The 21,520-nt window shown below is 44.1% G+C and carries 19 protein-coding genes; 14 read left to right on the top strand and 5 right to left on the bottom strand.

The genetic code is table 11. The features are described from left to right. Nucleotides 1–7: 7 nt before the first annotated feature. The gene (locus K2Q13_RS04405; RefSeq protein WP_292919447.1) at nucleotides 8–1,168 is read right to left on the bottom strand and encodes an aspartate aminotransferase family protein; all 1,161 of its coding nucleotides are present in this window, start codon (nucleotides 1,166–1,168) and stop codon (nucleotides 8–10) included. Nucleotides 1,169–1,478: 310 nt separating this feature from the next. On the opposite strand from K2Q13_RS04405, the gene gyrA reads away from it, so the two are divergent. The 11 genes from gyrA (at nucleotide 1,479) to K2Q13_RS04350 (ending at nucleotide 14,494) form a co-directional block, all read left to right on the top strand. Further along, nucleotides 1,479–4,037: a DNA gyrase subunit A gene (gyrA, locus tag K2Q13_RS04400; protein ID WP_292919446.1), complete on the top strand. Its 2,559-nt coding sequence runs from the start codon at nucleotides 1,479–1,481 to the stop codon at nucleotides 4,035–4,037. A gap of 32 nt (nucleotides 4,038–4,069) precedes the next feature. After that, nucleotides 4,070–5,161 (top strand): 3-phosphoserine/phosphohydroxythreonine transaminase, encoded by a 1,092-nt coding sequence (gene serC, locus K2Q13_RS04395; RefSeq protein WP_292919445.1) that lies wholly within the window; start codon nucleotides 4,070–4,072, stop codon nucleotides 5,159–5,161. Continuing rightward, on the top strand, nucleotides 5,154–6,350 hold the full coding sequence (locus K2Q13_RS04390) for a 3-phosphoglycerate dehydrogenase family protein (RefSeq protein ID WP_292919444.1): 1,197 nt from the start codon (nucleotides 5,154–5,156) through the stop codon (nucleotides 6,348–6,350). The genes serC and K2Q13_RS04390 overlap by 8 nt, the downstream gene beginning before the upstream one ends. 40 nt (nucleotides 6,351–6,390) lie before the next feature. After that, the gene (gene pheA / locus K2Q13_RS04385) at nucleotides 6,391–7,461 is read left to right on the top strand and encodes a prephenate dehydratase (RefSeq protein ID WP_292919443.1); all 1,071 of its coding nucleotides are present in this window, start codon (nucleotides 6,391–6,393) and stop codon (nucleotides 7,459–7,461) included. 78 nt (nucleotides 7,462–7,539) lie between these two features. Further along, a complete protein-coding gene (hisC, locus tag K2Q13_RS04380) occupies nucleotides 7,540–8,658 on the top strand; it encodes a histidinol-phosphate transaminase (protein ID WP_292919442.1) in 1,119 nt (372 codons plus the stop codon). 25 nt (nucleotides 8,659–8,683) lie between these two features. Next, nucleotides 8,684–9,568 carry a prephenate dehydrogenase/arogenate dehydrogenase family protein gene (locus K2Q13_RS04375; RefSeq protein WP_292919441.1) on the top strand — a complete coding sequence of 295 codons (885 nt, stop codon included), beginning with the start codon at nucleotides 8,684–8,686 and terminating at the stop codon, nucleotides 9,566–9,568. Between the two features lie 606 nt (nucleotides 9,569–10,174). Then, nucleotides 10,175–10,693 (top strand): hypothetical protein, encoded by a 519-nt coding sequence (locus K2Q13_RS04370; RefSeq protein WP_292919458.1) that lies wholly within the window; start codon nucleotides 10,175–10,177, stop codon nucleotides 10,691–10,693. Nucleotides 10,694–11,377: 684 nt separating this feature from the next. Continuing rightward, nucleotides 11,378–12,175, top strand: coding sequence for a response regulator (locus tag K2Q13_RS04365; protein WP_292919440.1), 798 nt, complete (start codon nucleotides 11,378–11,380; stop codon nucleotides 12,173–12,175). Nucleotides 12,176–12,331: 156 nt separating this feature from the next. After that, nucleotides 12,332–12,880 carry a FecR family protein gene (locus K2Q13_RS04360; RefSeq protein ID WP_292919439.1) on the top strand — a complete coding sequence of 183 codons (549 nt, stop codon included), beginning with the start codon at nucleotides 12,332–12,334 and terminating at the stop codon, nucleotides 12,878–12,880. A 202-nt stretch (nucleotides 12,881–13,082) separates the two neighbouring features. After that, nucleotides 13,083–13,955, top strand: a complete 873-nt coding sequence (locus K2Q13_RS04355; protein WP_292919438.1) for an alpha/beta hydrolase — start codon at nucleotides 13,083–13,085, stop codon at nucleotides 13,953–13,955. 104 nt (nucleotides 13,956–14,059) lie between these two features. Beyond that, nucleotides 14,060–14,494: a universal stress protein gene (locus K2Q13_RS04350; protein ID WP_292919437.1), complete on the top strand. Its 435-nt coding sequence runs from the start codon at nucleotides 14,060–14,062 to the stop codon at nucleotides 14,492–14,494. Between the two features lie 37 nt (nucleotides 14,495–14,531). Here K2Q13_RS04350 and K2Q13_RS04345 read toward each other — a convergent pair whose 3' ends face one another. Continuing rightward, nucleotides 14,532–15,338, bottom strand: coding sequence for an outer membrane protein assembly factor BamD (locus tag K2Q13_RS04345; protein WP_292919436.1), 807 nt, complete (start codon nucleotides 15,336–15,338; stop codon nucleotides 14,532–14,534). Between K2Q13_RS04345 and rluD the strand changes: the two genes are divergently transcribed. Next, entirely contained in the window at nucleotides 15,337–16,368 is a 1,032-nt protein-coding gene (gene rluD, locus K2Q13_RS04340) for a 23S rRNA pseudouridine(1911/1915/1917) synthase RluD (RefSeq protein WP_292919435.1), read from the top strand. The genes K2Q13_RS04345 and rluD overlap by 2 nt on opposite strands. Nucleotides 16,369–16,422: 54 nt before the next feature. On the opposite strand, the gene K2Q13_RS04335 is transcribed toward rluD, so the two are convergent. Further along, nucleotides 16,423–17,805 (bottom strand): porin, encoded by a 1,383-nt coding sequence (locus K2Q13_RS04335; RefSeq protein ID WP_292919434.1) that lies wholly within the window; start codon nucleotides 17,803–17,805, stop codon nucleotides 16,423–16,425. Nucleotides 17,806–18,212: 407 nt separating this feature from the next. On the opposite strand from K2Q13_RS04335, the gene K2Q13_RS04330 reads away from it, so the two are divergent. Continuing rightward, a complete protein-coding gene (locus K2Q13_RS04330) occupies nucleotides 18,213–18,929 on the top strand; it encodes a flagellar brake protein (protein WP_292919433.1) in 717 nt (238 codons plus the stop codon). Between the two features lie 36 nt (nucleotides 18,930–18,965). On the opposite strand, the gene K2Q13_RS04325 is transcribed toward K2Q13_RS04330, so the two are convergent. Together K2Q13_RS04325 and dinB are read right to left on the bottom strand one after the other, a co-directional pair. Then, nucleotides 18,966–19,631 carry a CAAX prenyl protease-related protein gene (locus K2Q13_RS04325; protein ID WP_292919432.1) on the bottom strand — a complete coding sequence of 222 codons (666 nt, stop codon included), beginning with the start codon at nucleotides 19,629–19,631 and terminating at the stop codon, nucleotides 18,966–18,968. A gap of 82 nt (nucleotides 19,632–19,713) precedes the next feature. After that, on the bottom strand, nucleotides 19,714–20,868 hold the full coding sequence (dinB, locus tag K2Q13_RS04320) for a DNA polymerase IV (protein ID WP_292919431.1): 1,155 nt from the start codon (nucleotides 20,866–20,868) through the stop codon (nucleotides 19,714–19,716). 67 nt (nucleotides 20,869–20,935) lie between these two features. On the opposite strand from dinB, the gene K2Q13_RS04315 reads away from it, so the two are divergent. After that, on the top strand, nucleotides 20,936–21,340 hold the full coding sequence (locus K2Q13_RS04315; protein WP_292919457.1) for a YchJ family metal-binding protein: 405 nt from the start codon (nucleotides 20,936–20,938) through the stop codon (nucleotides 21,338–21,340). The last annotated feature ends 180 nt before the right edge of the window (nucleotides 21,341–21,520 follow it).

Here is a 21,520-nt window from a genome sequence, read left to right as displayed (position 1 = left end):
ACACTGATTAGTTATTCAAAAACTCCTTTATTAATGAGCAAGTAATGTCAACCACCTGCTCAGCTTCGTTTTGCTGCATCACAAATGCAGGCAGCAAGCGCACCACTTTATCGGATGTTACATTAACTAGTAGTTTCCTCTCCAAGGCTTTTTGTACCAGCTCACCACAAGGCACTGAAAGCTCGACACCTACAATCAAACCCTGACCTCTGATCTGCACAACTCCTACCACACCGGTCAGCTGTTTCTTCAGCCTATCACGTATAAAGTCACCCAGTCTCGTTATATGATCAAGAAGATTTGCATCGGCAATTACGTTCAGGGTTTCAATCGCAGCAGCGCAAGCCAGCGGATTACCTCCGAAGGTGGAAGCATGATTACCCGGCTTGAAAACTTCTGAAGCCGCACCTCTAGCCAAGCAAGCGCCAATCGGAACTCCTCCCGCCAAACCCTTAGCCAATGTTATTACATCCGGCATAATATCGCTATGCTGAAACGCGAACCATTTACCACTACGTCCGATTCCAGACTGTATCTCATCCAACATCAAAAACCATCCGTTTTGATCGCAGAGATTACGTAACTTTTGCAGATAATGCGCCTCAGGAATATTAACCCCACCTTCACCCTGAAAAGGCTCCACCAATACCGCCACAACATCCTTATTGTTAGCAGCGACTTGCGTGATCGCCTCCATACTGTTATAGGGAACACGTACAAATCCCGATAGCAGGGGCTCAAATCCCGCCTGCACCTTGCGATTTCCACTAGCCGTCAGGGTTGCCATGGTACGGCCATGAAATGAGCGCTCCATGACTACAATTGTCGGCAACGAAATTCCTTTATTATGCCCATGCAAACGAGCTAGTTTAATCGCTGCTTCGTTGGCCTCAGCTCCGGAATTACAGAAGAAAGCATTATCCATTCCTGATAATTCAATCAGACGATCAGCCAATTGCTCCTGCTTCTCAATGTTATAAAGATTAGATGTATGGATTAACGCGCCGGCTTGTTCACAAATAGCTTTAGTCAATTTTGGATGACAATGCCCCAACCCGCACACAGCAACACCTGCCAACGCATCCAGATACCGCTCACCGCGATTATCCCACAACCACACTCCCTCCCCTTTCACAAAGGTAACGGGTAACCGCGAATAAGTATTCATCAAATTAGACACAGCACTAGACTCACATTTATTTTAATTTTAGATGGAAAATTCAATTACGCGCCCTAACTCAGCTCAATGTTCAAAGTAAGAGAAATTTGGAAAAACTATTATAGTCACTTATTTAATCTGCTTTTTCAAGCTTTATTCTCCAGTGACCAGCTTATTTTTGCAATTTTACACCGCAAAGAACTAAGAAATTATGACAGCATGTTAGAATGCTGCGGTTTATAAATTTTCTTATATTAAACTTTAATAAGAAGATACACCTCTGCATCATAACCCGCTGTTCTCACAAAAATCATAAGATATGAATCAATTTGCCAAGGAAACCCTGCCTATCAGTCTTGAAGAAGAAATGCGGCGTTCCTATCTTGATTACGCGATGAGTGTGATTGTAGGTCGCGCCTTACCTGATGTTCGTGATGGTTTAAAACCGGTTCATCGGCGCGTGTTATTTGCCATGCATGAACTCTCTAACGACTGGAACAGACCATACAAAAAATCTGCGCGTATCGTCGGCGATGTCATTGGTAAATACCACCCGCACGGCGATACTGCCGTCTATGACACGATTGTACGCATGGCCCAGCACTTTTCGCTGCGCTATATGCTCATTGATGGGCAAGGCAACTTCGGGTCAGTAGATGGTGATAACGCTGCTGCGATGCGCTATACCGAAATCCGTATGTCACGTATTGCACATGAATTGTTGGTTGATCTTGACAAGGAAACAGTGGATTTCGGCCCCAATTATGATGACTCCGAAAAGGAGCCACTAATACTGCCAGCAAAAATCCCCAATCTGTTAATCAATGGTTCATCTGGCATCGCCGTTGGCATGGCAACCAACATTCCGCCGCATAACCTCAACGAAGTGATAGAAGCCTGTCTCGCTTTACTCAAAAGCCCCGATATCAGTATTGATGAGCTTATTGACTTAATTCCAGCGCCAGATTTTCCCACTGCTGGTATTATTTATGGTGTAAATGGTGTACGAGACGGCTACCGTACGGGTCGCGGTCGTGTTGTTATGCGCGCACGTACTCACTTCGAAGATCTGGAGAGAGGCAGTCGCCAATCTATCATCATTGACGAATTACCCTACCAAGTTAATAAAGCGAACTTACTAATTCGCATTGGAGAACTAGTTCGCGATAAGAAAATTGAAGGTATCTCTGATTTACGTGACGAATCCGACAAATCCGGCATGCGTGTTGTCATTGAGCTGAAACGCGGAGAAATGCCCGAGGTCATTCTGAACAACTTGTATAAAGAAACACAAATGCAAGACACGTTTGGCATGAACATGGTGGCTTTGCTTGATGGCCAGCCACGACTGTTAAATTTAAAGCAGATTCTAGATGCTTTCCTGCGTCATCGCCGCGAAGTTGTCACGCGCCGAACCGTGTTCGAACTAAAGAAAGCTCGGGAACGCGGTCATTTACTCGAAGGCCTGGCAGTCGCACTATCCAATGTTGATGAAATTATCGCCTTAATCAAAGCAGCCCCGACACCGGCTGATGCTAAAGAAGCGCTGATGGCAAAAATCTGGCATTCTCAATTGGTTGCAGAAATGCTGACGCGAGCAATGGCGGACGCTAGCGCACTGCGCCCTGAGGGTTTGGATAACATGTTCGGATTACAAGCACAGGGCTACCGTTTATCTGATGCCCAAGCACAAGCCATTCTGGAATTACGTTTGCAACGCCTCACCGGTCTCGAACAAGAGAAGATTGTCGATGAATATAAAGATGTGATTGGAAAGATTATTGACTATCTCGACATTCTGGCGAATCCAAGGCGCATCACCCAGATCATTACCGAAGAGCTGGATGCAATCAAACAGCAATTCGGCGACAAACGCCGTAGTGAAATCATTGTCGATACGCAAGATTTAAGCATGGAAGACCTGATCACACCAGCAGATGTCGTTGTTACACTGTCACATACTGGTTATATCAAGTCCCAGCTGCTGGATGATTACCGCGCACAAAAGCGTGGAGGACGCGGCAAGCTGGCAACCAGCACCAAGGAAGATGACTTCATTGACAAATTATTCATCGCCAACACGCATGACTATATCCTGTGTTTCTCAAGCTTGGGACGTGTGTATTGGATCAAGGTGTATGAAGTGCCGCAAGGCGGCCGACAGTCCCGGGGCAAACCCATCATCAACTGGGTACAACTAGAAGAAGGCGAAAAAATCAACGCGATTCTACCGGTCAAAACCTTTGATGAAAATCGCTTTGTCTTTATGGCGACTTCCTTTGGTACGGTCAAGAAAACACCTTTATCGGACTTCTCCCGTCCGCGCAACAATGGCATTATTGCGATTGGATTGAATGCAGGGGATTTTCTCATTGGCGTTGAATTGACCGAAGGCAAACATGATGTGATGCTGTTCTCAGACAATGGTAAAGCCATGCGCTTCAGCGAAAATGACGTACGTCCGATGGGACGTGCCGCCCGTGGCGTGCGCGGCATGAAGTTGGGTTCGGGACATAAAGTCATATCTATGTTGGTCGCTGAGAATGAAGACCTCGCAGTATTAACAGCCACTGAGAACGGTTATGGAAAGCGCACTCCGATTGGCGAATACACACGCCATAACCGTGGCACTCAAGGCATGATCGCAATCATTACCAGCGCGCGTAACGGCAAGGTCGTTACGGCAAAACTGGTAAAACCCGACGACGAAATTATGCTGATCACTTCCGGCGGCGTATTGATTCGCACCCGTGTTAATGAAGTACGGGAAATGAGTCGCGCCACACAAGGCGTTACTCTCATCAACTTGGATCCCGGCGAGAAACTGGCCGGACTAGAGCGAGTGGTGGAAAGCGAAGACGACGATGACGAGAGTTGATAACTCACAAAAACTTAACCGCAAATAACGCGATGGATCAGATCTATAACTTTAGTGCAGGCCCTGCAGTTCTTCCCAAAGAAGTACTACAGCAAGCACGTGAAGAAATGTTAGATTGGCACGGTAGCGGCATGTCCGTGATGGAAATGAGTCATCGAGGCAAGGAATTCATGTCAATTGCCGCAAAAACCGAAAGCGATTTCCGCGAACTGATTGGCATTCCGGAAAACTACAAAGTGTTATTTCTACAAGGCGGCGCTTCCAGTCAATTCTCCATGGTGCCAATGAATCTGTTGCGTGGCAAAATAAAAGCGGACTATATTAATACCGGTCAATGGTCAACCAAAGCCATAGAAGAGGCTGACCGTTATTGCACGATCAACGTCGCCGCTTCCTCGGCAGACACCAATTTCACTTATGTGCCCGCGCAAGATAAATGGCAACTGGATCCTGAAGCAGCCTATATACATTACACTAGCAATGAGACTATTGGAGGTGTCGAGTTTCATTGGGTACCAGAAATTGATTCACACAACGGTATTCCACTGGTAGTCGATATGTCATCCGATATCTTGTCACGACCGTTGGATATCACGCGGTTTGGATTAATCTATGCAGGTGCGCAAAAAAACCTCGGGCCTGCTGGGTTAACACTGGTCGTAGTCCGCGAAGATTTATTAGGTAAACCACTACCAGGCACGCCAACACTATACAATTATCAGATTCATGCGCAAAATGACTCGATGTACAACACGCCACCTACTTACGCCATGTATATTACCGGATTGGTATTTACATGGCTGAAAAATAAAGGCGGATTAGTCGCAATGGAAAATACTAATATTACCAAGGCCAATTTGCTGTATGACTTGCTGGATGACAATGATTTTTATCACTGCCCAGTAGCCAAAGCAGATCGATCGCTGATGAATGTTCCCTTCACATTGAAGAATTCTGCACTAGACGAAAAATTTCTCAGGCAGACCAGCAACAATGGTCTGATTCAATTGAAAGGCCATCGCTCGGTAGGTGGCATGCGTGCATCAATATACAATGCCATGCCGGTTGAAGGTGTGGCAAAATTAGTTGCGTTTATGAAAGAATTCGCCAATCAGCATGCCTGAACATCGACATAATACCTTCAAGATCCTCACACTCAACCAGATTTCTCATCATGGATTGTGCCACTTTCCGGCGGAAACTTATCAGATTGGCAACGATATTGCTGAGCCGGATGCAATTCTGGTGCGTTCGCATAACATGTTAAATCAGCATATCCCTGTCAGCGTTAAAGCGATTGGCCGCGCCGGCGCCGGTACCAACAACATTCCGGTACCCGATATGAATAACCGTGGCATTCCCGTGTTTAATACGCCTGGCGCGAATGCCAATGCAGTTAAAGAACTGGTTTTAGCCAGCCTGTTTTTGGCTGCGCGAAATCTGGTGCCTGCGTTGCAGTTTGTTGAGAATCTGCAAGGCGATGATGTGATGTTGAACAAACAAGCTGAAGATGGAAAAAAGCTTTTTTCCGGCATTGAATTGCCCGGACGCACACTCGGTATCATTGGGTTGGGTGAAATCGGTCGGCTGGTGGCCAATTCTGCGCTCAAGCTAGGTATGAAAGTAATCGGTTATGATCCTCAAATTACTGTGGATTCAGCGTGGAACTTGTCAGCCGAAGTCAAGAAAGCCAATAGCATAGAAAATCTCCTGCGCCACAGCGAGTTCATCAGCGTGCATGTTCCACTGCTCGATTCCACCCGTCATCTGATCGATGACAAAAGCATCAAGTTAATGAAACATAATGTGGTTCTATTAAATTTTTCGCGCAGTGCGATTGTCGATGAAGAAGCTGTTCTGACCGGTATTGCAACAAACAAAATCAAAACTTATGTCAGTGACTTTCCCAGTCAGAAATTGCAACATCAGAGATCGATCATTACGTTACCGCATATTGGCGCATCAACACAGGAATCGGAAGAAAATTGTGCCGTTATGGTTGCAGATCAACTCATCGATTATCTGCAAAACGGCAACATCACTCATACGGTCAATTTTCCCGATATACAGATGGAGCGAGAATCACCTTATCGGGTGGCAGTTGCCAATGCCAACGTGCCCAATATTGTGGGACAAATATCCACCAGCATGGCCAAGGCCGGATTAAATATCCACAACATGATCAACAAGTCACGAGGAGAAATGGCTTTCACACTGGTCGATGTCGACAGCCCGGTGCCACAACAAGCATTGGATGAAATCACCGCCATAGCCGGCGTGCTCATGGCGCGATATCTACCACTTACTCAATAGACTTCAATACCTTATTGTTCAGCTAAAATTCTCACCGCTCATGTCAGAAGAACTCAAAAATTTACGCGACCAGATTGACGCCATTGACAATGAACTGCTTCAACGGGTGAGCAAACGTGCCGAACTGGCACAGCAAATCGGCAAGATTAAAAAGAGCGGCATTATTTATCGCCCTGAACGTGAAGCGCAAATACTGACACGCATGCAGGAGCAAAATCGCGGCCCCATCAGCAACAAACAAATCAAACAACTGTTCATCGAAATCATGTCGGTATGCCGTGCATTGGAAAAGCCAATGAGCGTAGCTTATCTAGGGCCTAGCGGCACTTTCTCTGAAGATGCAGCACTAAAACGTTTTGGCAATGCCATTACAACCCTAGCGTGCGATTCTATCGATGAAGTATTTCGTGCTGTGGAATCGGATACAGCTAATTATGGGGTGGTGCCAGTGGAGAACTCTACCGAGGGCGCAGTTAGCAGAACCATGGATTTATTGCTGCAAACCTCGCTGATCATTTGTGGCGAAATCCAACTAGCTATCCATCAATTTCTCATGGCACAGCAAGCCGGGTTATCGCACATCAAAAAAATCTATACTCACCCGCAGTCTTTCGCACAATGTCATCAGTGGCTAAGAATCAATTTACCACAAATTTCCGATATTGCTTTTGTCACCTCCGCCAGCAATGCCGATGCAGCCCGACAGGCAGCAGCAGACGAGCATGGTGCGGCGATAGCAAGCAAGAGAGCAGCCGAATTGTTCGGACTTTCCATCTGCGCTGAAAACATCGAAGATGATCCGAAAAATACTACGCGCTTTCTAGTTATTGGTAAGCAGATGGTAGATGTTTCAGGAAAAGATAAAACCTCTCTCATCATGTCAACCAACAATCATTCTGGGGCAATCTATAAATTGCTTGAGCCGCTGGCGCAATATGGTGTCAGTATGAGCCGTTTGGAATCGCGCCCATCGCGCGCAGGTCTGTGGCAATATGTTTTTTTTGTGGATATTGAAGGACACCAGCAAGATCAAAACGTGGCTGCTGCGCTGGTAGAATTACGCAACAAAGCAGCTTTTCTGAAAATCCTGGGATCGTATCCGGCGACGTAACGACTTACCATCACCTCGTAGTCACGCGATTGAATTACTCGGCACCCGATATTTTTACTCAATAACACACTTAATCTTATGAATCTTTGTGACTTTGCTCCGGAATACATCCGTTCTATCCAACCCTATCAGCCGGGCAAGCCCATTTCCGAACTGGCACGAGAAATGGGGCTGGATGAAGCGCGTGTAATCAAGCTGGCTTCCAACGAGAATCCGCTGGGAACCAGCCCGCTCGCATTAGATGCGATAATAAACGCGTTGCACGATGTCGCGCTCTATCCGGACGGCAGCGGCTACGAATTGAAAGCCGCACTTTCCAAACGCTATGAAATTGATCCAGAACAAATTATTCTGGGCAATGGTTCCAATGATGTTTTAGACTTGGCCGCACGTGTGTTTCTGAAACCGGGCGCCGCTGCTGTCTATTCACAGCATGCTTTTGCCGTTTATCCACTGGTAGTGCAGATGATCGGCGCCAACGGCATATCGATTCCTGCCCGTGATTATGGTCATGACTTGCCAGCGATGCTAGATGCCATCACACCGGAAACACGCATCGTATTCATCGCCAGTCCGAATAACCCGACTGGCACCTTATCCAGCGAAGATGAGCTATTCCGATTTATGGAGCGCGTCTCCCGTGATGTATTAGTCGTTATTGATGAAGCCTATTACGAATACTTACCTGAGGCGAACAAACCGGACAGTATCAGCTGGTTGAAACGGTTTTCCAACTTGCTGATCACACGAACTTTCTCTAAGGCTTACGGCTTGGCCGGTGTACGCGTTGGATTCGGGCTGGCCCATCCGGATGTTGCTAACCTGATGAATCGCGTACGCCAGCCGTTCAATGTCAGCAGCATTGGTTTGGTAGGTGCTTTGGCCGCATTACACGATGCCGAATTCGTACAGCGTTCGTATGCGCTAAATCGTGCGGGCATGCTACAACTCACAGATGGTTTTCGCAAAATGAGCATCGAATGCATTCCCTCGTATGGCAATTTCATCAGTTTTCGCGTCAAGGGTGACGCATCCAACACCTTGGAGGTTTATCAAAAGTTGCTGCAACAAGGCATCATCGTCCGCCCGCTCGGTATTTACGAAATGCCCAATCATCTCCGGGTTACCGTTGGATTGGAATCGCAAAACAAACGATTCTTGGAAGCACTGGAGCTGGCATTAAGCGAATTGAATTAATCAAAAACTCGATCGAGCGCTGCTAATGACAAATATCGCAACACTCAATAAGCTGGTTATTATCGGCGTTGGCCTGATCGGTGGATCATTTGCACAGGCCTTACGCAACGCCGGCCTGACCAAACATATTGTCGGCGTTGGCCGCAGCCAACAAAACATGCAATGCGCCATTGAGCTCGGCGTGATTGATGAAATCGCAAGTGATATCGCTTCGGCTCTGCACAATGCAGATTTGGTATTCCTTGCGATGCCGGTGGGTCAAACCAGGTACATCATGGAGAGAATCGCTCCACATTTGCACGCCAATACCATCGTTACCGACGCCGGCAGCACCAAACAGGATGTGATGGCTGCAGCACGCCACTATCTTTCGATGCAAAGTCGGCATCATTTTGTCCCTGGCCACCCGATCGCCGGCGCCGAACAAAGCGGTGTAAAAGCCGCGCAACCTGATTTGTATCTTAACAAACATGTCATCCTCACTCCTCTACCGGAAACCAGCACCGACGCTGTCGCACGAGTCGAGCAATTATGGCAAGCCTGCGGCGCACAAGTCTCGCTGATGCCTGCCGATGAACACGATCAAGTTCTCGCCGCAACTAGCCATTTACCACATATTCTCGCTTTCACGTTAATGAATCACCTCAACAGCACTAATCAACCTGAAAATATGCTTCGTTTCGCAGGCAGCGGTTTCCGTGACTTCACCCGCATCGCTAGCAGTTCCCCGGAAATGTGGCGCGATATCTGTTTAGCAAATCACGCAACCTTACTTGGGCAGATTGATACATATCAGGAAGAGCTGAATAAATTGCGGGAAATGTTAAAAAGACATGATGGTAGCGCGCTGGAGAAGTCTTTTTCGCAAGCAAGAGGTATTCGGGAAAGTTGGTTGAAAGATAAGGAATAAACAACACCATGGACTTGTCGCAGGGAAAAACAAGTTTAGAGTAAAAAAATACCACTGACAAATCCGGTGGCTTGTAATAATGATCGCCTTGGGCGACTTACCCCATCTTTAGCTTCATTTTTGTTATACCTCGCATCTTCTTTCTCCTGGTTACGGATGCTCAAATAATGTTTTCATCTAGCTCAACCATCGAAACAAAAGACCCACGTGCCCAAAAGTGCTCGCCCGTGAAGCTCCACTTCCTCCCGGCATAGTTAGAGGCTTAATTCTTTGAATTATTTTTATGGGTAAGGTAGGAGACGTGGAATACGAAAGACTATAAACACAATACATTGATTAATAAATCTATTTTATCATTAAATCCTGTTTGATATGCCCTCTTTACCCAGTGCGGATTTCAAGGCATGTTACACTATAAATAATGGAGGATATTACTACTTCTCTTCTGCCATTATAAAAACACGGGGTCATAAAAGATTGATGTTTAAGATAATACGAACCTTAACTTTAAGCTTAGTTACACTAGGAATTTTGTCAGCATGCTCAACGATGCACAAACCAACTTCGTCTGCCAGGTCAGCAATTGAGCAATTATTGTTGAGTGATGTGGTAATAAAAAGCCTTCCTGAACAGCTCGAAAGCCCATTACCGATTCCTCATGGAGCGAGTGTCGTACTTGATACTTCTGGGGTTAGCGAAGACCAAAAGATCGTACGTCAAATTATGGCTGGTTGGTTGGGAAAGCAGGGCTACAATGTCATGGCTGGTTGGTTTGGAGAAGAGGGATATCATGTGCAGGGTGATATTGATAAGGCCACACATCGTATTAGTGTAATTGTGAGTTCTTTGGGGACCGAGTTCGGGGAAACCTTTTTTGGCTTACCACCAATCCAGAGCGCGATCATTCCTTTTTCCACTCCCGAGTTAGCGCTTTTTAAAGCGCAATACCAAACAGGATTTGTAAAATTGTACTTTGACATTTATGAATTACCATCAAATCGATTTGTTAAATCGAGCGCACCATTTTTTGCTGAAACGCATTACAACGATTATACCGTGTTTCTTCTATTTACATTTAAGAGGACCGATCTGATCTCACCACCACAAATTGGCGCTTTTAAATGATCTGTTGGGAATCAAGCAAATAATAAAAAGACACCAGAGGGATAATAATAGCAAAACCAAGGAGTCAAATTTAATTTTCAGAAAGCTACTAACGACAACTTCTGCTCACCGATGAAACTCACGTTCAATAGCTCACGCTGTATAAACCCTTAGGCTCAGTCGTAATTGCATTCAATCATCAATGCGTAATTCTTCAGCAACACGCTACCTATCTTCAGATAATGAGCTCTATTAAACCAAAACTCATCTGTATCTATGTTCCACTCCTCCGTTACCTGAACCTTACGCCTTTCTAGTCATTTGTTTTGCTAACAGGAAGGTTGGCAGGAATCCTCTTTATCTCAATGTCAATATCTCCCATAAAATATAGGAATATTCCTACACATAAAGCACCATATTTGCTATACTTTTTCGTTATTATGCCGCAATATTTATTAATTAAACATATTAGTCACTTACACAAAATTACTCAGCAATTGTTTCATTATGGAAACTTAGAATAAGTCTCCCCATGCATGTCATTTAATCTATTCCAGAATGATTACAACAATTTTCTTGTTAAGAACTATGGAGACCTTTGCAAAACCCTAATTCTGGATATTTTTATTCATTCAATACAGTGTGTTGAGAATTAAAAAGTACACTTTTGAAAAAGTCTCCTATGTTATAAATAAGATAACCAACATGAATCAATTATACAAAAGAACTAGAGTTCTTATCGTCGACGATTGTGTAGTCATGCGCACTACGCTACGAGCGATGCTAAACAGCAATGAATATCTAGTTGTAGGAGAACTTAATAGTGGTGAAAAACTTCTTCCCGCAATCGAGAAGCTTGATCCAGATGTCGTCTGTCTTGACCACTTATTGCCCAATAAAGATGGCATGCATCTTTTGGGTGAGATTCGCGCTGTATATCCAGACCTCCTCGTGGTAATGATTACCGGCAGTGAAGATGCCATGCTGAAACAGGTTGCAGCCATGTTGGGTGTTGATGGATTTATCTATAAGCCATTCTCTCAGAAGAAGATCTTTGATGTACTGCAAGAAGTGACCCATGCAAAAAAACAGCTACTCATCCTGACTGAAGAGCAATGTTTATTCGAGAATGGTACTTATCACGCAAAGGCAGTTATTGCCGATGATAGTCTGGTAATGCGACGACTGTTGATAGCAATTCTGACACAAATGGGAATTGAAGTAATCGGGGAAGCCTATGATGGCATGCAAGCCACCGAACTGGTAGCAGAACACAAACCTGACATTGCATGCATAGATTTTGAAATGCCAATGATGGATGGATTAGAAGCCTTGAAAATCATCAAGAGTCAAAATGATGCAACAAAGATCGTGATGATCACAGCCTTAGCTAGCCGTGAATTATTTAAACAAGCTACTAGCGCAGGAGCTGTAGGTTTTATCATAAAACCCTTCTACCCAGATACACTCAAGCAAAATATTTCGCGTATCCTGGCAGCCTAAAGATAGTCAGAAACCTGAGCTCCTTAACATAATTAGCAACGCCTCAATATACTTTCATCCGCAGCAAACTTAATCTAGTTCTAAATGACAAAGCAAAGAAACTATTCACGGTATATAATTTATACTTTCCGTTCACTTGCCGCTTGCTAATTACAAATGCAGGAACCTGAGCCACCCTTAATACAACCCTTTAATTTTGTTTTTAGTTGGCGGCGCTTCTTAGTACATTGCGCGATCATCGGCATTTGTGTACTGCTAGGTCTGATGACTTGGCATTTTGGCAAACCCCAGAGTATCCGTTTCTATGAAACCAACAGTGATGCACAACTTGCCACTTCGATAGCACCGGGTATTGACATGACGCTGGATATGCATAGCTCTGTAACAGTGAAATATAATCAATCGCTGCAAGTTGAGTTGCTCAAAGGAAATGTTTATTTTGACATACATAAAAATGCCGTCAATCAGCTTGAAGTAAAGGTCGGCAATGCCATCATTAAAAATTATGGGACTCGCTTTAGTATCCAATTGCACAAGGGCGGCGGCAGCCATATTGCAGTTGCCGATGGAAATATCAAGATCCACGTGGCTTCTGGGGTTTATCAGATCAGTGCGTTTGAACAAGCTGATTTTGATGATGCTGGTATTAGCAAGCACCGGTTGATAACTGCGCGTGATATTGCACCTTGGCGTTCGCCCCTATAGTACACAACCGTTAGAAATAGCGCCCTATAGCAAAAAAACAAAAGAATCAAAAAGATGGAAATGTAAATTCTCGCGCGCCCTCCTGTAAATACCAACAAATTGTCCTCATACATCACATCAGGAGATAGTAATAGCTCTCGATAATCCAAAAAAATCACTTTCAGTGGTTAATTATTATCAATGCAATTAATAACCAAATGTCATGCTGCACAAACTACTCATTCAAATATTGGTTTTTATATTCGTAATCATGCTCAGCATATTTGCTATAGGCACAATTTTGACCGCATCGGCACCAACTGCTGTAGGAGTATTAACTACGGATTTTCCAGTTGAATCAGTACAGATTCCTGATACAGATGGGCCAACCGTGCATGGCTGGTTGGTTTATGGAAAGTCAGGGAATGGCGTGGTATTACTGGTTCATTCAATGCGCAGCAACCGACTTGAAATGCTAAGTCGAGCCCGGTTTCTAAAGGATCAGGGCTTTACTGTTTTATTTATTGACTTACAAGCACATGGAGAAACAGCCGGAGATAATATTACTTTTGGTTTGCGCGAATCTAAGAATGTAGAAGCGGCAGTTACTTTCTTACGAAAAACATTTCCAGCCGAACGGATAGGTGCAATCGGCACATCTTTGGGGGCCGCAGCGATAGTGCTAGCTAAGCAAGATTTGAGCTTGAATGCGGTTATTCTCGAGTCACTTCACCCCACTATTGAAGAAGCTGTTGAGAATCGTCTAAAACTGCATTTTGGGGAATTTGGAGTACTATTGCTACCGCTGATGCTATGGCAATTATCTTTTTATCTGGATACTTCTATGGACGCGTTAAGCCCAATTGCTCAGATTAATAACCTGAACTCACCAGTGCTGTTTATTTCTGGAACCAATGATATGCATACCACTCAATCGGAAACCGAAAGACTCTTTGAGGCTGCGAGAATCCCTAAAGATTTATGGATTGTAACTGGCGCAAGACATTTCAATATGCATACTTATGCTGGCAGAGAATATGAACTACGTGTTATTGCCTTTCTATCAAAATACCTACATCGACATGACCAGCAATAGCTCTGGGCATACAAATAAAGATCAGCACAGATGCGGTACAGTGCAGCGCTGTTGTAGAATTTACACTTTTTCTTGTTTATTACCATAATCGAAAAATACTCCCTATGAACAATTATCAGAATATTTTACTCGCTGTTGATTTCTCCGGATTCGTGCACTCAGTTGCGTATAAAGCGAAATCTCTAGCAACACAATTTAACGCACAGCTTCACATTATTCATGTATTAGATAATATTCCCATGCCAGACACCCCCTACGGGACAGTAATCCCCCTGAATAAAAATTCATCATATGATCTGCTGGAAGCTGAAAAAGAAAAATTGATTCAAATTAGCAATGAACTGAACATTGCGCCAGAGCGCTGTTGGATGATATGGGGAGAGCCGCAGCAAGAAATTACTCAGCTTGCTGTGAAAGAAGGTATTGATTTGATTGTGGTAGGCTCCCATGGGCGGCACGGTCTTGCTGTATTAATGGGCTCCACAGCAAAGGGAGTTCTATATCATGCAAAATGCGATATCTTGGCGGTTCACCTTTAAGTTCACGAGTAAACAATTCAAGCAGAGTCAAGAGCTGTTAGTTCTTCCAAAATTCCCACCATGCTTTAGCACCCACTTCAGGTAGTTCCGCGAGAAAAATACTGTTAGGGAAATTAATTCGCATCACACGTTCTGCATCGTCCCTTAAGTCATACATTTCTAGTGCTTCATAGGCTCTGATCATGATATATAAGGCCTCTTCCGTCGCCGGTGTGGGGGGATATTCCTTGACGGCATTCTGCGCCCGATTAGCAGCTGCAATATAAGCCTTGCGTTTCATGTAGTATCGCGCAGTATGAATTTCACCCATGGCAAGTAAATTAAGCAAATACGCCATACGCTGCCTAGAGTCTGCCGCATATTTACTTTCTGGAAAACGGGCAACCAATTCCTTAAAAACTTCAAACGACTCATACGAGGCTTTTGGATCACGCTCGCTCATATCCTGCTTAAACGGCCCCTTCAGCAAAAAACCCAGCATACCCCAACCTTCGTTAAAATTCGCCAATCCCTTGATATAATATGCGTAATCTACATTCGCATGATTGGGATGCAATTTAATAAATCGATCAGCTGCTGCAATTGCCGAAGCGGGTTCATCATTTTTATAATGCGCATAAGCAATTTCAAGTTGCGCTTGTTGAGCAATCCTGCCATAAGGATAGCGCGATTCTAAAGTTTCATAGAGCTTAATAGCCGCAGCGTAACTACCATCATTCAATTTTTCTCTTGCTTCCGAATAGAATTTATTGACAGACCAATCCGTTTGATCATCTGTACGATCTGACAACAAACCACATGCTGATAACCCTAAAACCAGAAATAAAGCTAAACTATGTAACATGATAAATTCCGTAGAAAACAAAGATACAACGAGTGATTATAGCGTAAAGCCTCATACGGCAGTAAGCGACAAATTAGCAACGGACATTGTATACTTAACGATCCCGATTGATTGTGCAGGCTTGCGCCTTGATCGAGCTTTGGCAAAGCTTCTTCCTCATTGGTCACGTAGTCGTCTGCAAACCTGGATTGCTGAGAAAAGAATCCTTGTGAATGAGCAGATAGCTACTGCCAAACAGCTTGTATGGGGAAATGAGCTTGTCGAGGTTTCTCCGCTGAATATCGCAGCTGAATCACCTTTTGTGGCTGAAGCGATCCATTTAAACATCATTGAAGAAGATGAAACGCTCATTATCATCAACAAACCCGCTGGACTGGTAACTCATCCAGGTAATGGCAACTGGCAAGGTACCTTGCTAAATGCATTACTACATCATGCTCCAGAACTGAAGAATGTACCGCGCGCTGGTATTGTTCATCGTCTGGACAAAAATACTACTGGGCTATTAGTTGTTGCAAAAACTATTGCAGCACAAACAAGCCTTGTGCGCCAGCTACAGCAGCGCACTGTAAAACGCGACTACCTGGCATTGGTTCTAGGAGAAATTAAACAAGCGGGAAATATCGATGCACCGATTGGCCGTCACCCGATTCATCGCACAAAAATGACCGTTACACCCAAAGGCAAACCCGCACGCACGCACTATCAAATTATTGAAAGATTTGATGGCTGCACATTACTTCAGTGCAGCCTTGAAACCGGCCGCACGCACCAAATCCGGGTGCATTTAAGCACTATCGGACATGCCTTAGTAGGCGATCCTGTCTATGGAGGCAAACCTGGAAAAACAGCGCAAGCCATTGCTCAACTATTGATAAACTTTCCTCGGCAAGCACTGCATGCTCAAAAACTTGCATTGACCCATCCGCAAACCGAACAAATCAGTCAGTGGGAGATCGCAGCTCCGGATGACATCACTGATTTGCTGCTAATGTTGCGGCAGAACAACAAATCGATCAGAGCAGAATAAAAAAATGCGCCCGAAAGCGCATTTTTTGATAATTGCTACATAATGCATGTCACATTAGAAAGGCAGTATTGCATCCAACGAGAAAAGAATCTGATCTTTATTACCACCAAAAGGCCGGTAAGCAGATGCCTGGAGTGACTCATGAAGTGCATCTACGCGGTCATATCGGATATTCGGGCGAATATTCAAATCTCTCATCCCTTGCCAACCCATTTTAAGCGTTCTAAGCGCTTTCCAGTTAGCACCGATAGTTACCGCATAATAATCTGCAGGTGTGCTAGTACCAAGCAATCCAATGTTACTCGCATAGCTATTTCCAAGATGATTGGTTGCCGCAGTTACCCTGCCTGGTGAAAAAACGCGGAAACCATCACGATCGCGAAACCATTCAGCACGTACACCCACAGACACATTGGGAGTTACATCATAGTACAAGTGTGAATTGACTCCATACCATTCCGCATCTTTGATAACGCCATTATAAACATTATTAAAGAGCATTACGTTATCAGCAAAACCGTGATCATGTTGTAATATTAAATGCGTTCTGTCTGTAAATTTGTGCTGCAAAACAAGACTATACATACCCCAGAAGCTACTGTTACGAGTTGATGCCGTGCTGCCGGTACCACTGACATTGAAGGAGGTATTGCTATCATTGCTGGTCCAGGTAACACCACCAATGCCGCCCCAATTTTCCATCTGCTTGTCGAAATTGCCGTCCCAACCACCCGTTCCGCTACCACCGATTGTACCGGCCATAGCAGTGAAATTCTTATTCACTGTGTAGTTACCCAATACACCGGTATGCGTGAAAGGCTCCCCATACTGCATGGTATAGGCATGTGAATAGAAGAAGTTGTTCGGAGCAGGAACCGATTCAAAACCAATCGGTGTATAAAAATGGCCTACCTTCACATTCAATCCATTACCAACAGGTGCATATATTTCTGCATAAGCCTGTGGGATTGCAATGCCATAGGTACGGCTGGAATTACAACATATGTCCAGATCCCAATTACCCCGATCTGCCAAAGGCCTACCGTTATGCACATCAAATGCCGGATTACCATAGGCTTGAGTAAAAATTGCATCAGTACCGAATAAGAAATCAGCCCTGAAACCAACGTCCCAGCCTGTGCCTTCTGTTTTTACTGCGCGCTCTAGGAAAAGATTCAACTGATTCAGTTGAAACCTGTTTGCCTGATCAGTAAAAGTGACCGGACCGTTGAAGCCATGCGTTGAACTAGGATTAAATGTCGCACCACCATGAACCCAACCCCCGGCCGTGATACCAGTTCTTTTCAGTGCTTCCATGAAACTATTACTACTTGTCACGCTGTTAGCATAAACACCAGACGCACTCATGCCGATTAGTAACAGTCCTCCTGTAACGGCACGCAGCATCTGGCGCTTATTAATCGTTTTATCTTTCATCAACTCCCCCTTTAAAAATGTTTATACAAAAGATACAAACACAAGCAGAAACTAAAAACCCTAATCTTCACATGGACAGAACTCTAACACTGAATAACGTGAAGGGTCAACGCGAACTCCGTGGATATTTGCTTTATTGGAAAAAATACAACAAATGTATTAGTTTGATCAATTAAATCTGAGATCATTTTGAATACCCATTTATCTACAGCAACTTAAATTAATAAAGCACCTGTAGCTTGCTGCAGGGAATTAAACCCGGAAGAAACTCAACTCGATAATTAGAAAATCTTAAAAGTACTATTTCAACGCATCGATCATAAAATGCTTTTGATATTGCTAAAGATCTAACTATTAGCGTCGTTAAATAAGAGCAAATACAATTCTAATAATCAACAACTTATAAAATGCACAATCAAAATACTAAAACTGAAGCGACTGAATCAACTAGCGATTCATCAGAAAAGATCGAATTTGAAGACATGCATCTTCAGGTAGGCCATAAAATGTATTTAACTTTAGCCACATATGCTAAGAATTCTGATGAACCAAACAATGCACATGCAACATCGATGATCGGCTATGTGCCAGGCAGCACTTTAATTGTGACTATGCCAACATCTGGTCAGTTAACTGGCTCGCCTTTCGTTGAAGGCGATCAGATTAGCGCACGCTTAATTTCCGGGCAGAATGCCTATAAATTCTTTACTTATGTCGATAAAATTATAAAAATACCCTATAAATTTTTACATTTATCTTTTCCTCAGAATATACAGAGGCAGTGTTTTCGAAAATCACGAAGAATTAAATGTAATTATCAAGCGACTCTCGCCGAGGAAACTAATCCAATCAATATCGTAGATCTTAGTTTTTATGGCGCTGGAATCAATTCAACAGCTCCTTTGGGAACGCCAGGTTCAGTTGTATCCTTATCTTTTACTATCATAGTAGATGACAAAGAAATTCCTTTATCTATTAGGGCCATCATCAGATCTTCTAAACAAAAGAATAAAAATGTAATTTTTTCAGGGGTTGAGTTTACTGAAATGAAACCAGACCAGACGTTTACGTTAAGACACCTAATTTATCAAGAAATAGTTGAGCATCCTGAAAGCGTGATGTAAATGAAGGTAAGAAAATAATCGCGCCATCAAATTCTCTTACCAAAAACCCCAATTACCTGTATAGATAATCCAGATGCCTAAAATTCCATTGGTCGTAGCGTGAGCAAGAATGGGAGACCATAGCGTTCCACTACGCATATAAAGTAAATTATAAACAATACCTGCAAACAATCCGGCAAACCATAAACTGTGTGCAAGTGCGAAAAGTGCTGCCGTGATACAGAAAGCTTTTAATCCGACTTGCGCGGGATTAACAGTAAGAAAATTTGGGTGATCAATCCAGCGCATCAGAAAGGATCGCCAAAATAATTCTTCCATTACGGGAACCACCAGAGCCGCGCCAATCAATCTCACAGTTACCAGAAACCAATCAATCTCATCATTATCGCGTGGATCAAAACCAACGGCCTCTCCCATCACCATCCAATCTGCGGTCAAATTAACCCAGGCAATAAACACTATGACACCAGAAAATATTGCAACCATCCAGGTGCGAAGACTGCTGTCGACCGACCAACGCAATTCGCTATAAGCTTTTCGCATCACCCAAAGCAGCCCAACCACAACGGCTATTTTGACCACATAGAGCATACGCAAATCATTAGCTTCCCAGCCAAATTTTAATAACACGTCCTCCAATACCATGAAAAAAACATAAGCGCCGAATGGCGCTATGCGGCAAAAATCAGCGCGATCAAACATAACAATTCCTTTTCAAATTTTCTTCAAGTCGCAATGTAACTACCAGACTAACTAATTATTATAGTTATTATTTTTTAGCGTATTACGGCAGCAATGGCAATTTTCTTTGTCGAGATTCAATTTCAGCAGCGGCGTTAACGGAGCAAAGCGTAGTGACTTTTATGCCGAGCAATCTAATTCTTTTCTGCAATGGCACACGTCGCAAACATTCTCCGGCAGCATGACGTATCAAAGCTGGATCACCGGTATGTGCAGTCAATGAACAATCACGTGTAAGCGTATGAAAATCCTCGAAGCGTAACTTGATACAAACAGTACGACCAACATAACCTTTGCGTTTAAGGTCATCAGCGACTTGGATACACAATGCAGTAAATGCTGCAGATAATTCGGAACGATCCTGCTGCGGGTGCAAATCACGCTCAAATGTAGTTTCCCGGCTGATGGACTTAGGTTCCGCATCGATAATGACAGGACGTGAATCGATGCCGCGCGATGCTTCATATAGCCAGATTGAGTAGCTGCGCCCAAAGTGAAGCCGGAGAAAACTTAAATCAGCTTGTGCCAATTCAGCAATCGTAGTAATACCCAGTAACGCCAGTTTAGTGGCAGCTTTAGGTCCAATACCATTGATTTTAAGTACCGGTAACGGCCAGATTCGCTGCGGGATGTCAGACATCTCTAGGATGGTCAAACCATCGGGCTTTTCCAAATCCGAACAAATTTTAGATAATAATTTATTCGGCGCAATCCCAATCGAACAAGAAAGTCCGGTCGCATCCTTGACCGCCTGTTTGATACATTTTGCCAATGGCAATATCTCATCCGAAAAGTTACTCAGATCAACGTATATTTCATCGATACCAGAATCCTCAATTTGTGGAGAAATGCCCGCAACAGCCGCTTTAAACAAACGCGAATAATGCCGGTAAATAGCAAAATCCACCGGTAGTAGAATCGCGTCCGGCGCCAGCTGCGCGGCTTTCATGACACCCATGGCGGAATGGACTCCCAAAGCACGCGCCTCATACGTAGCTGTCGTAATAACTCCGCGACCAACATAATCACGCAAACGGTAAAAATTCCTTCTGCCATCCGTTTGCATCACCGGCTGGTACTCGTTGCGTCCACCGATCACAACTGGCAAACCGTGCAACTCAGGGTAACGCAACAGCTCAACCGAGGCATAAAAAGCATCCATGTCCAAATGCGCAATACGACGCGATGAGACGTTCATTGTTGGGTTCAGGGCAATATTCATGCAGACTGTGATAAATTACACCGATAGACAAACCGCATTGTATATGAATACCCAAACCACTCATTTAGAAACATTGGCTTGTCTTTGCGGCAGCGGCAAACAATACGCTGATTGCTGCAGCCGTTACCTCGATCAAGGGGAACCAGCCACCACCGCAGAAATCCTGATGCGTTCACGTTACACGGCATACACACTGAATTGTGAAGACTATCTACTAGCAACCTGGCACCCCGATACACGCCCCACTTCCCTAGGATTAACCGATCAATTGTCCAAAAAATGGCTAGGACTGGCAATCAAACGCCACGAACAATCTGCGGCGGATAACGCCATGGTTGAATTTATCGCACGCTACAAAATCAATGGGCGAGCCCACCGGCTACACGAAATCAGCCGATTTGTTCGCGAAGCTGGAATATGGTTTTATGTTGACGGAGATATTCTGTAGCAAGCAATAACAGTAAAAAGCATGATGCTTGTGTATTAAAGTATCAAATCATATATTTCAGCCGCATGAAAAAGTCAAACTGCCACCAACACCTGCTCCAGGCCGATAGACAGACAAACCATATCTTCAAACAGTCCGACCTATTTCATCTCAAAAGTGAAATCCGTGCCAAACCCATCA

The organism is Nitrosomonas sp., from assembly GCF_019752095.1.
Lineage (GTDB): Bacteria > Pseudomonadota > Gammaproteobacteria > Burkholderiales > Nitrosomonadaceae > Nitrosomonas.
This window is presented reverse-complemented; position numbering and strand designations above follow the sequence as displayed.